This is a genomic window from Alteromonas sp. RW2A1 (assembly GCF_001886475.1).
Taxonomy (GTDB): Bacteria; Pseudomonadota; Gammaproteobacteria; order Enterobacterales; family Alteromonadaceae; genus Alteromonas; species Alteromonas hispanica.
The window spans coordinates 1,817,939-1,834,558 of record NZ_CP018031.1; the positions used below are offsets into that span (position 1 = coordinate 1,817,939).

The following is a 16,620-nucleotide window of genomic DNA, read 5'->3' on the forward strand; positions in this document are numbered from 1 at the left end:
GCATCATCCCAACTCGCCCCGACAAACCAATATGACTGTATTGTTTCCATAGCCCTGCTTCCTACTTATTATTTTTTGCTCTCACAACAAAACTATCATCCGCAGTAATACGTTCGATTAATTCATTTACTGCATCTTCCGAATATTGGTGTCGTTTGGAGAGTTTGCTGTAATAATGGTACTTATTGTTACTTTGTTTCTTCCACCCAAGTTTATTCACACATGATTGGACGCAGTGTTGATTCAATGATGGGCGGCCTTGGTTGTCACGCTTCGGTAGGACCTTTTCCAGTTTCTCTATCGCAAAATCTCTAAGTAGGATCTCGTTGACTCGTTTCATCAAACCACCCTGACTAAGCGGATGTGATTTATCTGGGTCAATAGGCTTTTCGACAACCATGGCTTGGCGCAGATTTTTCAGATCTTCAGCACTGCCGTTTGCTTTTGCGATGACGATTTGGTCGCCCCCCTCTTCCTTAGCAAAAACTAATGAAACGCGCATAGGAATAGCAAAACCAATATCATCTTCTTGCTCAATCTCATCTTGCAACGTGGTTGCTAATTCAAGGATTTCACTGGCGGCGTCGCCATAAAGCGTTTTTAACATGGACGCAGGCGGTAATTTAAAGTCGCCTACTAGAGACATCATTCCTGTGTGTTGGGATGAGATAAAAGGTACGTCAGCAAACTTTTCAAATTCGGAGGAATAATTTAATACTCCAGACTGGAATATTCTTGACGCAATAGACTGTAGCTCGGGCATTAGAAGGTGAACCGCTTTATCCCGCCATTCAGCAACTTTTTCTACATTTCGACGGATTTGGCTTTTGCCTTCATAAAGGTGTTCAAGGCAAATGCGTAGAGGCTTGGTTTTCCTTAGTCCCTTTTTATTGGCCTTTTCATATATAAACTCTTCACCTTCGCGTTCAATTAATATTGATTTGCATAGTTGTTCCCATGCCGTGCAAAACAGTAAAACAAACCCATCGAGCTTGTTTTCCAATGATGGCCGGTTATATAACTCTAACGCCAACATCATATTGTCCTTAGACTTTTTCAGCAGGGCCTTGGCTAATGGAGATCTGCACTTATGCCCTAACTCTTGAAAATGTTTGCTTTGGGATAAGCGTTTCTTAAATTCGGTAAAGGAAATATCAAGTGTGTTAACCGCTTCAAACTGCCCACTACCAACATCGGTAACGAATTGGTTTATTTGGCCTTTACCAAAATAGGTTTTGAAAGTGGCAGGTTTCCAACCTGCAGCAGCAATGACCTGCTCTTTATCAAACGTTTTACCGTTTCTTTCACATCTTTGAAGAAACTCGAAAAACATTTTTTGTCCATTTTTACCTGCCATGACAACTCCTTGTTTTCATTTTTAATACTCTGCATCAATAGCATTGAAGATTTTGCTTAATATTCCGTACCTTTTATTTATGTAAATTCAGGATAAAACGACTGATACAGGTCATTACAAAAAGTGAGGAGTTCTTTGATGAAGGCATCTTTTAAATAACACACATTGTCTTCACCATCAGACTTTGACCAATAAAAACCATCACAACCTGTGCTTTGAATGATTTCCTTGAATTTATCTCTTCTAGTCTTCTCCCACTCCACGCCGTTATGCATGACATAGTTACGGTAGCCAAACAACACTCTCATGTGTGTGGCAAAATTTACGGGTAATTTGTTGGATAAGTTTAACGCTTCAAACAACTGCAAACAGCCACCGACTATTCCGGTCTCAATTTTGTCAGATTGATCACACCAGTATTTACCTACATCCCAGAACTGTTTGGCCTTGGTCATTTTTAATGTACGGACATGATTGGGGTCTTTAGCGTTTTCACCTTCATTTTTCTTAATCGTCAACGTTTCATTTTTTATTAAACTTTCCAAAAATTGCGCCAGCGCCGCTGCAATGGAACTCGACATGAAAGCATCAAAATATGCCGAGGTAGCACAGTCATCAGCGTAGGCATTACCACCTCTCTCACCAGAATAAAGGCCGGTGTGTTTACCTACTTGTATGTTTGTACTGTTAGCTGAACTTTTTTCCAACAACACCTCAACCAGTTGATTCAAACCGTGCAATTGCATGTAGGGATCGTATTCGGGGAAATAGAAACTGGATGGTTCTGGTTCAATATCTGAAAGTTTATCGATACCCCATCGAAAATCTTTGGCCTTCATGACGCTTGTTCTACAATCGCGTCAGTGAGGTGCAGCTGGGTGGTTTGAGCATCTCTCAAACGGTCTTTAAGCTTATCGCATACAGCCATTAAATCGTCGACTTTAGCAAGTATTCGACACTGTTCACCTTCAGGAGGTAAAAATACCAATATTCCATTCATCTTAGCTTGATTCATTTTAGGCTGAGCCATGCCGGTAATATATGGAAGTAAAGAAATTGAGTTTATATAAAGTGCAAGATACTGAAGTAATTGTTCAGTGATTCCATCAATAACATGTGCATGATTATTTACCCAATATTTCCCTCGAGCCATGAATGCGATTGGAGTGGACCTATTTACGAGGTTAGCGCCATCTTCACCTATTAAAAGAAGAGGCTTATCAAAAAGAAAGTCGTCAATAGAGTCGATGACTCCAGATGCTCCGTAGTAATCATACTCTCCACGTCTGTTCTGGCGTTGAGAAACCGATAAAGGAACTCTTTCTGAATCTCTATTAAAGGAAACATCACCAAAATCCACTGCAACCCAGCCATGCGGCAAATTGCCCTCTTTGATCACAGCGTCATGAGCGATCGCTTTCTTTTGTTTCTTAAGCTTACCTTCTCTAATTAACTTCTCTTTTTCGGCTGCGATGCGCTCAAGTAACTTTGATGCGGGTTCGTCGTTGGGATCTTGTTTGACGAGTTTGCCCATCACGGCGAGTTGCAGAATGGTTTGTTTTATCTGGTCGATGCTGGCTTCGGTGGTGAAGAGCACATCAAAGTGTTCGCTAATGCGCTGCCAGCTTTCATTGAGTTCATCGGCATCTTTGGCGTTGGTGAGCGTTTCAAGCAAAGTTTTGACCAGGGTCTGATGCGCTTCGATATTGGTTTCGGTTTGTGACTCTAGTTGGTCACACAGGACCATTAGTTCATCAACCTTGGCGACGATGCGTTTTTGTTCATGTGTCGGAGGCAAAGCTACCACAATTGGATATACCTTACTGCCGGAGATCACTGGTTGCGCTGTGGCATTTTCATTTTCTTTTAAATCAGTTGCTTTCAGCAACAACGCAAGAAAATCCATGTCAATATTATGTTTTGAAAAATAGGTAATAAACGCATTATCAGTAACCCAGGCTTTTTTAGGTGTAATATGTATTGAACCGCAGTAATAACCTACACGTCCAATAACTAACGTCTTTTCTACTATATTTGCTTCGTCATGATAGCCAGTTATTCCGTTCCCCCCAAAAACTGGAATTCCACCGTCTTTCACCATTTTTGATGAAGTTAGATTTTTTCCAGAAGAGACGTGTATGACGTTTCCCAACCTGCAGTGATCCCAACCGTTCGGCACATCAAACGGTTTGTCATCGTCTGATATTGGCGGCAGTGGCTTTTGCTTTTTGATTTTTTTGCTTTTAATGAGCTGTTCTCTTTCTGCGGCAATGCGCTCAAGCAGCTTCGATGCGGGTTCATCACTTGGATCTTGAGGCACCAACTTACCGCGCACGGCTAATTCTAAAATCAGCTCACGCAGTTTTTTAATACCGTAAAGCTCAAGCTTATTTGAACTGCCTCGCCCTGATGCAGATTTAGTTTTAATGGCCGATGTCCACACATCAATATTATCGGTAATCAATTTTTCAACAGACATCAAGCGTTACCCTCTTTGCCTGTTACTGAACTATTAGCTGATAGTGCCTCAGCCAAGATGCCTTTAAGCTGGTCACGTAGTGCTTGTATCTCGTTTTGCTGAGCCTGATATTGTACTAATAACTCTTCTGGATCATGACTGACCTGCTCGTGCTGATGCGGGTTTTTAATATCCAGATTGAAGTTGCGCTGAATGACTTCATCAATCGACACTTTCCAAGCATGCTCATTCTCAACACGGCTGGTAAAACCATCTTCTTCATTGCCCCACCAATCAATTTCAGCCTGAAATTCTTCAAACTTCATCGGCTTGGTCTTGGAATAGTTTTTCACGCCCTCGGGGTAAGGATGCTCGTAGAACCAGATGTCTTTGGTGGGTTTACCTTTAGTGAAGAATAGTAGGTTGGTTTTTATACCGGTATAGGGGTTAAATACACCATTAGGTAAACGCACAATGGTATGCAGGTTACATTCTTCAGTGAGTAGCTTTTTGATCTTGGTTTTCACACCTTCACCAAATAGTGTGCCATCAGGCAATACAAGTGCAGCACGTCCACCGTCTTTTAACACCTCAACGATTAACTGTAAAAATAAGTCAGCTGTTTCGCGGGTTTGCATTTCTGATGGGAAGTTTTTTTCAATACCATCTTCTTCTGTGCCACCGAATGGTGGATTGGTCACGATGACATCAAAGTCAGCATCCCAGCTCGATAGAGGCTTGTTAAGTGTGTTGTCATGTTTAATCTGAACAGGCACTTCAATGCCGTGCAGCATCATATTGGTGGTTGCCAGCAGGTGTGGTAATTGCTTTTTTTCCACTCCATGAATTTGCTTTTGCAGCATTTGATGATCGCTACCTGTTTGAACGTAGTTGGTTTTAATGTGGTCAACACTGCATGCTAGAAAACCACCTGTCCCGCACGCAGGGTCGAACAATTGCTCCCCCAGTTTTGGGTCCACACGATTAACGATAAAGCGTGTAACTGCCCTTGGTGTGTAAAACTCGCCCGCGTTGCCTGCACTTTGCAAGTCACGAAGGATTTGCTCGTAAATATCACCAAATAAATGACGCTCTTTTGAGTCAGTGAAGTCCACTTCGTTGAGTTTGTTAATTACCTGGCGCAGCAGTGTGCCGTTTTTCATATAATTGAAGGCATCGCTGAATGCTTCTCGCACCACAAAACCACGCGGATTTTTGTCAATCGGGACGGTAAAGTTTTTCAGGGTTGGGAACAAGTCGTCATTTACAAACTCCATTAACTCATCACCGGTTATCCCCTGCTCATCTGCAGCCCAGTTACGCCAAAGGTACTGTTCTGGGATAGGTTCACGGTAATCATCGAGTTCAAGTTCAAGCTCTTCTTCCTGCGCATCAAATATTTTAAGGAACAGTAACCATGAAATTTGTCCCAAACGCTGCGCATCACCGTCTACACCGGCATCTTTGCGCATAATGTCCTGAATCGATTTAATGACTGTACTGACTGACATCTTTTCTCTCTTATTTTTATTGGTTAGCAGGCAAAACCGTTACGCACTTTTATCGGTTGTGCTGTAAATGGCCTGCTCTAATTCGGTAATAGCTTCGTCGTATTGTTTACGACCACCAAAGCCTTTTTTGACAATTTCAGTGACCGAGCCAATGTCGGTAAATGGCTGTACTTTGATAGTTTGCAAGTTCTCCACTTCCAAAACACCGGCATCGGCATACTTGTCCAGCAGTTTGTCTAATACCTGCTGTGCCTGTTCAGAATACTTAGTAAAGTAGTTACGCTTTTTGACGTTATTTGCTCGCTCTTTGCGCGTGAGTGGCGGTTGGTCAAATGCAACGTGACATATCATGTCAAACGGATCGATCCCCTCACCGACTTCTTGTGCCAGTGCTTCCCACAAAATGCCTTCACCGGCAAGCTCATCGATAATGGTTTGCTTGCGTTCTGTGTCGTTCCATCTGCGCACAAAATCATCCAGTGATGTGAACTGTTTTGACAACGTTTTACGTGTATAGTCCTTAAAAGACTCGGTGACCAGTTTGCCATCAGTATCGTAATACTGAACGCGCTCCGCGACTTTACTGACGGTAACGCCGTTTACATGATACTTACGTACCTCTTCACCCTCATCGTCATCACTACTAGTCCAATCACCACCGTCAATGAGTCCAGAATCATCCGGGTAACCGTCTGGTTCATCAACTCCCTGGTCATCTTCATTGTCGTTGTCGGTGTCATCGATGATGTCGTCAAAGTTAGAATCAGGATCATTGATGTCATCAGGCTTGGTTGTGATGATTTTTTCGGGTATGCCATCAAAGCGTTCATCGGCAAATAATTCGGTGGCTTTTTTGAAATCTAATATGGTGAACCAGAGCTTGCCGTATTTATCGTCAATACGCGTGCCGCGCCCAATGATTTGCTTAAACTTGGTCATGGACTGAATGTTCTGATCCAATACCACTAGCTTACAAGTTTTGGCGTCCACTCCGGTTGTCATAAGCTCAGATGTGGTAGCGATAACAGGGTAGGCTTTTTTAGGATTAATGAAGTTGTCTAGCTGCGCCTTACCTACCTCATCATCACCTGTGATTTTCATTACGTATTTATCGCTTTTTGCGACCTGCTCTGGGTTGCAGTTCACCAAAGCACGACGCATACGCTCGGCATGGTCAATGTCGTTACAAAAGACGATGGTTTTGGCCATAGGATCGGTGCGCTTGAGATAATTAGTAATGGTATGTGCCACTAGCTGCGTGCGTTCATCAATGACCATAGTGCGGTCAAAGTCTTTTTGGTTGTAAACGCGGTCTTCGATTTGATTGCCGTGTTTGTCTACCTGGCCTTTGGTTGGACGCCAGCCCTGAAGGTCAACATCAAGGTCCACTCTTACCACTTTGTATGGTGCAAGAAAACCATCCTCAATGCCTTCTTTAAGCGAGTACATGTATACCGGCTCACCGAAGTAATCGATATTACTGACTTCATCCGTTTCTTTTGGCGTTGCTGTTAAGCCTATTTGGGTAGCTGCATTAAAGTACTCAAGAATTTCACGCCACGCACTGTCTTCTGCTGCGCTGCCTCGGTGGCACTCGTCAATGATGATTAAGTCGAAAAAATCTGGGGCGACTTGTTTGTAGGCTTTTTGTGATTCTTCAGGGCCCGTTAACGCTTGATATAAGGCAAGGTGTACTTCATAAGCAGGGTCAATTTTTCTGCCTGTTATTTTGGTCATTGCCTGACCGAATGGCTGGAAATCATTAATACGGGTTTGGTCGACTAATACATTACGATCTGCCAAAAACAAGATGCGTTTTTTTGCCTTGGCTTTCCAAAGCCGCCAGATTATTTGGAAAGCGGTATAGGTCTTTCCCGTACCCGTTGCCATGACGAGCAAGATGCGGTTTTGCCCTGCCGATACCGCTTCAATTGTTTTATTAATGGCCTGCAGCTGATAGTAGCGAGGTGATTTACCGCTGCCATCATCGTAGTAATCCTGTGTGACGATGGGTAACTGACTTTCGGTAAAACCTTTGTATGCTGAATATTTCGCCCACAGTTCCTCAGGTGACGGAAAATTTTCTAATGTTAATTCAGACTCCAGATGGCTTGGATTGGTTTTATCATGAAATACAAAACCATCACCGTTGCTGGCAAAAACAAAGGGGACGTCCAGCAACTTGGCATAATCGAGCCCTTGCTGTAAACCTTTTCCAACTTCATGTTTATTGGCTTTCGCTTCGATAACGGCCAAAGGGATAGAGGGTTTGTGAAACAACACAATGTCGGCCGACTTTACGGTTTTACGAGCAGCCGCCATACCTCGCACGATGACCTTACCATCACGCAACTTCACTTCTTGACGAATTTGCGTCATGTCATCCCACCCAGCAGATTTCACCGCCGGCATGATAAATTTAGTAATAATGTCTGTTTCGCTGAGGACTTTTTTGTTTACCGTGGACACAATCAGATCCTTCTAATTCACTTACAATGAGTTATTTACACATACTTTTTAGTATAGTTCTTATACCAAGGTGTTTAGCTCAATCTAGAAATTTTGTGAATTAACCCATTGTTGAGATTGATACTATATCAATGATTTACTCCATTGACATAGTATCACTCAGCACATAAACATGCACAATTAAACACCCAAGCTATCCAAACAACGACACTGTTTATTATTAGCTTGATACCGCTGTACTCTGCAAGCTTGCCACTTAACCAATTGAAAAGAGTTTTTTCGGGAATTGCCTTTAATTTCGAAAACTCTATTTTTGAGATTATAAGAAGATGCCGCAATAGGAGCCTGCTTAAAAGACTCAACACCTCGACATTTATTATCTGAATTTGTGCTTCCTACATTCCTTTAACCTTGAGTTATTCTCGTTCAAATTGAATAAAGCGCGATATATCCGTACTTTTGATTCAAGTAATGTTTATCAGTTTATTGAGTCCCGAGCCTGATCGAGATGAGAGTACGGTAGTATCATTCCCTTTACAAAGCGGCAACTACTCGTCCGGTAGCTCTCGAACCCCAGTTTATTCAACCGCTTGATAAAAGCATGAATAGAGATAGAAGTATCTAACCCTAAGTTATTTGCCCATTGCATGTACGCATCAAATGCAACACGACTTTGCACTACTTCCCCTTGCGCTTCTATTACCATTTCATCAACAAACGCCTTTACCTGGTCTGACTTTCGATTGATTGCTCTGAAAATATCAGATGTCGATTCAGGGGTGGTAAAGCCTTGAGAGATGGCATTCGCATAAGCGTTGAGTGCTAGGTTAAGGATACCCGGCAGTTCAAGCTGTAACTTTTCAAATAGATTTGGATCTCGTTTATCAACTGGAATTGTATGATTAAATTGGATAATGAGAGCCCGGCGCTTCAACCCATCGGATTTATCGTTAAATTTTGGTAGATGATTTGAGGCTAGCCACAACGTACTTGATGGTTCGCCGACATATGGAGCCTGGTTTTTTGCTTCAACAGTAGAGACTTCCCCCGAAACGATGGATTTCAGCGCTGCATAGTCAATCACTTCGTCTTCATTTATCTCGGTCACGATGTTCACCAATGAGCGATTCAACGTTTCTCTTTGAAACGTGCGCCCTAGACTACTAACTTGAACGGCGGAGACGTTAGCCAACCCGCAGATCGAACGTAAAAGCTTCAGAAGAACAGATTTGCCGTTCGCTCCATTCCCAACAAGTAATACAAACCTCTCATGTTTTGCATGGTTAACGAGGGAATAACCAATCATTTCCAAGAGGGAGGTTCTTTTATTCTCTATATCATCATCACAATGGAAACATTCTTGGAGATATCGAAGAAACCTTGGGGCCTCGGCTTGAGGGTCATATGTCAAAGGTAATTGAATTGTGCAGTAACGATTTAAGTCATGTGGGGAGAGGCTCCATTTGCCCTGCGCAGCGTCGAGCTCTAGCTCACCATTTATCATATTGACGATATCGCTTTTGTCCATATTAAAAGATACATCGTTACGAGAAGTAAGCACCCCGATGAGTTCGTACACAGACTTTAGCCAATTGGCACTCAACTGAACAGAGCCATTCAAAAATTTTAAAACTTCATTTTGAAACGCGTGCTTATTGACGATTGCCCATCGTCCATTAGCCCACTGCCAAAAATCACCCTGCTTGTCCATGACAAGGTTTTCTTTCCCGACGTGATGCACGAACGCTTCTGCAATCTGCAGCTGACTTGGTTTTTGGTCGCTACTACCCCATACGCTTTTAAAATTAGTCATCACAGCATCTCCTTTTTTGTGAACTTCGTGACCAACTCTATAATTGCTGATTTTTATGTAAAAAATTTGTTAACAATGAAAATAGATTGCAGTTTACCGACAATAAATCGCTAAGTGACGATAATAGCGATGATATTCAACATATAACTTTTTGTTATATCATATACCAATATTACTCTTTTTTGTATTTTTCATGACGCCAATCAATAATTAATGACACAGATGACGCTTTTCTATCAATTGAAGGGATAGCCACCTTCGAGCTTAGTAATGTTTGAATGCAATTTTATTAATAATCTCTATTGCTAAAAAGTGTCATTACCGTCACAGGCAAACCTTTTGAACTCACCCAGATTAAGGACGTCAGGGAAACGCTAACTGACTCCACCACAGTACCTTTACCAAACAAATTTGCACTTTTTTAAAAGGCTTTTGATGGGCGCTTTCGCTGGTTTAGGCAAAACTGAATGGCACAAAGAAGTTATTCATCTGACATTTGAATTGTTGCCGCTTTTTTAAAGATAATTCTTTTCGGTAACAAGCTCAGCAATGCTCCGTTCTATTCACGTATACCTTCAATTTTAACTAGACACTAAACCTACCTGGCCTTCCAAGCGAGAAACTTTAAATTTTAGGGGAAAGGTTTTGCTCAAATTTTTTTTCGCTCTCCTTAGCGTCATAAAAACAATAAAAATACGTCATATTATAATGAAGATTTTCTCATAAGTTGGGTTTCATAGACGAAAGTAACGCTTTCGTTTTGTTCTGTATTTGCATTACAGCGCGCATACAATTATCTCTTATGGCTTGTTCGAGAGAAAGAAAGTAACCCTGTATTTCGTCCACTTTCATGGAAAGCCAAGCATGTTTATCCTGCAAGTTTTGTATTTCGTGGTTCAGGTTTATTGCTTTGGTTTGATATTTACCTATTTCTTTTTTTAACTTATTAACCTCATTATGCGCAGATACTAATTCGACTTCCTTTTTGGCCAACTTTTCCCTAACAAACTCCTCTTTTTCAAGATGCTTTCTGCCCGTAATATCTTTGCTTATGCCCCGTTTAAATTTCAGCGGTTTAAAAATTTCAGCAGCAATGTCCTGAAATCGAACAAAGTGTGGATTCAGTGAGTTTGTCTGGCCAGCCTGGTTTTTCCCTTTTTTCATTAGATGTCTAAGTGGAGCTACTTTCCCTTTAAAATCAAAGTTATACATAGATACGTGACCATGAACATTTCTTATAAAGTTCCCATTGGAATCACGGTGCCCCTCGTCTAAATGAAGCTGAACTGAGATAGGCTCAAAACCAAATTCTACCTTTATGGCATTCGCGTACTTGATCATATGCGAAAGCACTTGGCGCTTCGCCTTTTCCTCACCCCAAGAGGCCTCAAGTCTCGCATAATGCGCTTCACTTAATACAACAACATGATCGAATAAAATGTTGAAATCAGAACGGACTTTTTTCCCCGTAACACGTTTATAGCGTTTACAAGCATCTTCTAATGCGTCAATGGGAGTTTTACACCCCTTCGTCACGACCCCAATATTATTTGTGGAAAATAACGACTGTACGTTCGCGCTTCGCGTCAGGCCGTCGCGCGATGCGACTACGTGATCAAGTACCGCTTTTGCACTCTCGTATTTATAATACCGTGCTTTTACTGCTACAGCCGCCTTATCACTGATTACGCTCATTTTTGCCATCTACTTTGTGGTAGTGAAAGAAAGCTGTGTGGCTTCCATTTGCAGTCACATTATTATTATCTACGGAAGAATTTGAAGTGTCCTCAAGCGACCTGTCACTCTCGTAGCAATAGCCACCTACGCAAACCTTGATCTTCACCTCAACAGCGTTATTGTTAACGCGCGCTAGTATGGGCGTTACAGTAATTGATTTATCAAGTTCATCGTCAATCAACCGTAGATAAAATTCCACATCGGTTAGACAGCGCCTATCCACGCCGCTTATTTCAAGAATCTCAATACTATCTGCATTAAAAAAATGTGCTCTGAACCTTGCAAATTCCTTATCGTCATCAAGCATTACAAAAGCATTGAGTAATGTTTCCAATGTAGCATAGGATTCTGCGTATTTTTGAAGCCTGACCGCATCCTCTCTCAGCTCTCTTATGTAGTCACACTTTTTGTCCAAGGCTAACTTAAGCCTCCCAATGATATCCTGTTTGACCCATTGCTTAGCTTCATTAAACAATAACGTGTTCGAAATTATTGTATTCATGAAAATCATCCTTCCCATTGCCAGTACTGTTATATTATAACATATTATTAAAGGGAGATTTAAATTCTCCGTATTTTTTGCGCAGCAAAACCCACCATGTCCCATGGCCTATGAACATAGGCTTTAGTGGGCTAAAGCCTTTATTAAAAAATTAAAAAAGCCCGCTAAATAGCAGGCTTACATAAAGCAAAGATAAAACATGGGACTGTGAGTGAATTAATAATCCAAATATTCGATGACACGCTTTAAAGCCGACAGCTTCGTACCCTGTCGGCCTGAATAAGTTCCCCAGGTGATCTCATCTTCTTGGTGGTGACCAAGGATTTGCTTGGCAATATAACCATCTACTCCATGGTACTTAAAGCGGCTGGCTACAGTATGCCGTGCACAATGAAAGTCAATCATAATGCCACTGTCTAACTCAGATTTCTTGTTGATGCCTATTTTCGCAAGCATCGTTTTGTTAAACCACTTGCCGACCTGGATACCGGGTCCATCTCGTATTGCACTCTCTGAGTCTAATACCAGTTCAGGAAAAAGGCGCTCCTCACCCAGCGTCTCTTGCTCTTTCACATAGCCCAAAAATCCCATTTCAATGATTTTGCTGTGAATAGGGACTATTCGGGGCGCATTGTCGTTTTTTCCGTTTAACAGTGACAAGTCCAAGTAATGAATGCCTTCAGACTCTCTAACCTCTCTAACCGCCAAAGAAGCTATTTCGTTCAGCCGCATACCCGTATATAGCGCGATTTTTACAAACCAATTTGCTGCGTTACGAATATCTTTTGCCTCCTTCTTCCCTGATGGTTTGTAAGTCTTAAGAAGCTCTACTTCATCTCGCGTGAAAGCACGACGTTTCTTTTGGTCTTTCGCTTTGAGCTTCATCGAAACACCGCTGAAAGGATTAGATTTCAGGTACTTTGGTTCGTTAATGAGCCACTGAAAAAACTGACGTACGTTGGAAAGGTATTTGTTGACCGACTTTTTACTCAAGGTCTGTTCAATCCCTTTGATATATCGACCTGACTTCATTTCCAACACAACATTCTTGAATTTAATTACTTCTTTGCCCGTAAACTCAGTGACCAAAAACTCTTCGCCAAATACTGACAATAAAAGATTCGTAGAGGTTTCATACTGCTGACGTCCACTGAGTCCCACATCATTGATCTTCGACTTCATAAAGTTATCAATGCAAACCTTGAGTTGTAAGTGATGCTCTCTTTTGACCTTAAGATTTCGCTCCGCCTTGCGCGAAAAATTCCTAAATTCACAGAGGTTCTTTATCAAATGAGAGAACTCAATACTTTCTCTCGGATCTAGCTTTGGCGTTTCAGCAATCATATCTGGACTGTACTGTACACGTTTCTTGCCGAGCTTGATAAACTCTGCATTGAGCCGACTGAGCATTTCAGCCTCTTGCAAGCGAGGGTTAATCTTAAATCCCTGTTCTTGAGCCTCTTTGCAGAATGCATCGACTAAAGCGCCATCTGCCGAGGGGTGGATTTCAACTTCGTTTCCATTAATATAGTGTTCGCGTAATACCTCCGATTTAACAGCACGAAGGCGCTGTAAAATTTCTGAATCAAACACTCCCAATTGCAGCATTTTTTTGCCTATTGCTAACCAGTGGTTAAACCGTTCTTTCAAGAAAAAGTCAAACCGAAGCTTAAATTCCTCCTCCGGAAAATTAAAAAGCGAGTTCATGTACGCGAAGTACTTAACCTGGGAATCAAGCAGTTGATGGCGAGTGTAGTTCATGTTGTCCATAGTCAATTCTTCCTTAATCCGTTTTAAAATGAACTGTGATAACCACAAAGCATCGACATATTCACTTGTTTTATGCATGTTCCGGCCCATTCCGATCACCCATTTCGGTTCAATCCGATCAGTGATTTCGGTCTAATCCGATCGCTTATTTCGGCGTTATCCGATCAAAAATGACGTTTTTCCGAAATCACTGTTCGGAATCCCGAAATCTTCTTCTTTTTCTCACTAAATCAATTGGTAAGCTCAACTTCATCACTTTATTGAAGGAACGAGCTGCCATGGCGAGAAAGAGAACCGATATGAGAAAGATTAAAGACGTCCTGCGTCTCAAATTCGAAGTAGGATTAAGCCATCGAGACATCGGCCAATGCTTAAGTCTCGGCCCTTCAACCGTGAGTGAAATACTCTCGCGCTTTAAATCCAGTGATTTATCGTGGCCGTTGCCGGAAGCGCTCAATGATAAAACGCTCGAGGCTCAGTTGTATAACACTGGTCCCGTTCAGCGCCAAAAACGGCTGCCTGACTTTATGCTTATGCAGCAAGAGTTGAAGCGTAAAGGCATGACTAAGCTGTTGCTGTGGGAAGAGTATTGCGCCGAAGATAGTGCGTCAGCCTACGGTTATACGCAGTTCTGCGAGCATTATCAGCGATGGCTTAAAAAGCAGAAGCGTAGTATGCGTCAGCATCATATCGCGGGTGATAAGTTGTTTATTGACTACTGCGGGCCGACAGTACCTATCGTTAATCCCGATACAGGCGAAGTGCGTTATCATGCACAAATCTTTGTTGCGACTTTAGGTGCGACCAACTACACGTATGTTGAAGCTGGCCGCTCACAACGTGAAGAAGACTGGATAATGGCGCACGTAAGAACGTTCCGCTACCTTGGCGGTGTACCTCGTTTACTTGTGCCGGATAACCTGAAATCAGCCGTTACCAAAGCCCATCGTTACGCGCCCACGCTGAATGAAAACTACGCAAAAATGGCGCGGCATTACGGCTGCGCCATTGTGCCTGCACGGCCTTATAAACCGAAGGATAAGGCTAAAGCAGAAAATGCGGTACTGATTGTTGAACGCTGGATACTAATGCGATTGCGACGGGAGTGCTTTTACACTTTAGCGGGCCTTAACGCACGTATCAAAGTGTTAATGGAAGAGTTAAATAATCGGCCGCAGCGCTTACATCCAGGCTCTCGCCGAGAGCAGTTTGAACTGCTCGATAAACCCGCGTTAATGCCATTGCCTGGCACCACGTATGAGTACATCGACAGTAAACGAGCAAAGGTGGGGCCGGATTACCATGTGCTGTACCAAAAGCACGCTTACTCTGTACCGCACACCTTAGTAGGCAACACGGTGACCATCGAGGCAAGTGGCAGTGTGGTCAGCATCTATCACCAAAATCAACTGGTGACACAGCACGCTAAATCAGCAAAAGACGGCGGCTTCTCAACGCAAAAAGAACACATGCCGGACAGCCATGTAAAACAGCGCTTCAGCGCTGAGCGCTTATTGCACTGGGCGGAGAATATTGGTGTAGGTACGCGCGGTGTGGTGCAGTGGCACATCCATAGCCGTCAACATCCAGAGCAAGCGATTAAAAGCTGCCTAGCCATTCTAAATCTCACTAAACAGCATGGTGCTGCGCGACTTGAAGCCGCTTGCCAAAAGGCGTTACTGCTAGAACGCCCTCACAGAAGCGTTGTGATGAACTTACTCAAACATCACCAAGAAAGCGTACCGAGCACCGCTGTCGAACACGATGAGCAACCTGTAACCCACCACAATATCCGCGGCCAACATTACTATCAATAGGACAACCCATGACACAATCTCAATTACAAGAGCAACTGCGTAGCTTACGGCTTGGACACTTCGCTCAAGCGTTACTGCAACAACAAAGCCAAGCGACAACCTACGACGAGATGAGCTTCGAAGAACGCTTAGGATTACTGGCACAGCATGAAATCCACTGTCGGCAAGACAGCAAAGTGAAGCGTTTACTGCGTCAGGCAACCTTGCGCTTAGAAGCTCACGCCAGCCGATTGGAATACCGCGCAGAGCGCGGTCTACGCAAAGATAAAGTCGCCACACTGTTGAGCGGCCAATACTTACATCATGCCCATAACATTATCGTTACTGGCGCAACGGGGTGCGGTAAAACGTACTTCGCTTGCGCATTAGCCAGACAAGCCTGTGAACAGCATCATACAGTACGATATTACCGGCTCGGCCAGCTTCTAGATGAGCTGAATATCGGCCACGCCGATGGAAGTTACCGACAACAGCTTGCACAACTCGCTAAGAAAGAGCTGCTCATCCTAGATGACTGGGGAATGGAAAAACTGAGTGCAAGACAGGCCAATGACTTACTTGACGTAATGGAAGAACGATATCAAAACACCAGCACCATTATCGCTAGCCAGTTGCCCGTTACCGAATGGTACAAACTCATCAGTAACCCCACCGTGGCAGATGCATTACTCGACCGTTTACTGCACAACAGCCATCGAATTGAACTGGCTGGCGAATCGATGAGAAAACTAGACCAATCCGATCACTTAAGGTAAAACTGGCAAGGACGAAAAAGAAGAAGAAAAAGTGATCGGATAAAACCGAAATGACCGTTCGGATTCACCGAAATACGCATTTTAAGCGAAGCGACAAAATGTCCTTGTGGAAGACTAATGTAGTGGATTTTTTCCAGAAAAATTTTTTTTCTTGCACGGAAGTAAAAATTTTTAGAATTTTTGACTTGGTAGAGGTAAGTAGGTTGGTGCTTCATTTGATGCCTTTTCAGTGGTAAAGGCATGTGGCAAAAAAGAAAACCCCATATTCAAAAACAGAAAAACTGTATTAAATCATGGGGTTATAGTATTTGGCGGAGAGAGAGGGATTCGAACCCTCGTTAGGTTTAACCCTAAACACACTTTCCAGGCGTGCGCCTTCAGCCACTCAGCCACCTCTCCAAATTTTTTATCAAGAACGTTTCTGCTTCGAA

General features: G+C 42.8%; 11 protein-coding genes and 1 tRNA gene. 2 read left to right on the plus strand and 10 right to left on the minus strand.

The window, feature by feature from the left end:
• Positions 1-61 precede the first annotated feature (61 nt).
• The 9 genes from BM528_RS08185 to BM528_RS08225 form a co-directional block, all read right to left on the minus strand.
• Positions 62-1,357 (minus strand): DUF3644 domain-containing protein, encoded by a 1,296-nt coding sequence (locus BM528_RS08185; protein ID WP_071979465.1) that lies wholly within the window; start codon positions 1,355-1,357, stop codon positions 62-64.
• 77 nt (positions 1,358-1,434) lie between these two features.
• Entirely contained in the window at positions 1,435-2,196 is a 762-nt protein-coding gene (locus tag BM528_RS08190; RefSeq protein WP_071979466.1) for a hypothetical protein, read from the minus strand.
• Positions 2,193-3,836 carry a restriction endonuclease subunit S gene (locus BM528_RS08195; RefSeq protein ID WP_071979467.1) on the minus strand — a complete coding sequence of 548 codons (1,644 nt, stop codon included), beginning with the start codon at positions 3,834-3,836 and terminating at the stop codon, positions 2,193-2,195. The genes BM528_RS08190 and BM528_RS08195 overlap by 4 nt, the downstream gene beginning before the upstream one ends.
• Positions 3,836-5,326, minus strand: coding sequence for an N-6 DNA methylase (locus BM528_RS08200; RefSeq protein ID WP_071979468.1), 1,491 nt, complete (start codon positions 5,324-5,326; stop codon positions 3,836-3,838). The genes BM528_RS08195 and BM528_RS08200 overlap by 1 nt, the downstream gene beginning before the upstream one ends.
• Before the next feature lie 39 nt (positions 5,327-5,365).
• Positions 5,366-7,795 (minus strand): EcoAI/FtnUII family type I restriction enzme subunit R, encoded by a 2,430-nt coding sequence (gene hsdR / locus BM528_RS08205; protein WP_332249010.1) that lies wholly within the window; start codon positions 7,793-7,795, stop codon positions 5,366-5,368.
• A gap of 478 nt (positions 7,796-8,273) precedes the next feature.
• Positions 8,274-9,608: a DNA primase family protein gene (locus BM528_RS08210; protein ID WP_071979470.1), complete on the minus strand. Its 1,335-nt coding sequence runs from the start codon at positions 9,606-9,608 to the stop codon at positions 8,274-8,276.
• 720 nt (positions 9,609-10,328) lie between these two features.
• Complete coding sequence (locus tag BM528_RS08215; RefSeq protein ID WP_156844042.1) at positions 10,329-11,303, minus strand: hypothetical protein; 975 nt, start codon at positions 11,301-11,303, stop codon at positions 10,329-10,331.
• On the minus strand, positions 11,287-11,847 hold the full coding sequence (locus tag BM528_RS08220; protein WP_071979472.1) for a hypothetical protein: 561 nt from the start codon (positions 11,845-11,847) through the stop codon (positions 11,287-11,289). Before BM528_RS08220 ends, BM528_RS08215 begins: the two co-directional genes overlap by 17 nt.
• 216 nt (positions 11,848-12,063) lie before the next feature.
• A complete protein-coding gene (locus BM528_RS08225; protein ID WP_198033602.1) occupies positions 12,064-13,695 on the minus strand; it encodes a tyrosine-type recombinase/integrase in 1,632 nt (543 codons plus the stop codon).
• Between the two features lie 200 nt (positions 13,696-13,895).
• On the opposite strand from BM528_RS08225, the gene istA reads away from it, so the two are divergent.
• Both istA and istB read left to right on the plus strand, forming a co-directional pair.
• Entirely contained in the window at positions 13,896-15,434 is a 1,539-nt protein-coding gene (istA, locus tag BM528_RS08230; RefSeq protein WP_020744983.1) for an IS21 family transposase, read from the plus strand.
• Positions 15,435-15,442: 8 nt separating this feature from the next.
• Positions 15,443-16,189: an IS21-like element helper ATPase IstB gene (istB, locus tag BM528_RS08235; RefSeq protein ID WP_015066349.1), complete on the plus strand. Its 747-nt coding sequence runs from the start codon at positions 15,443-15,445 to the stop codon at positions 16,187-16,189.
• A gap of 309 nt (positions 16,190-16,498) precedes the next feature.
• Here the strand turns inward: istB and BM528_RS08245 are convergent.
• Positions 16,499-16,588 (minus strand) — tRNA-Ser (locus BM528_RS08245).
• Between the last annotated feature and the right edge of the window lie 32 nt (positions 16,589-16,620).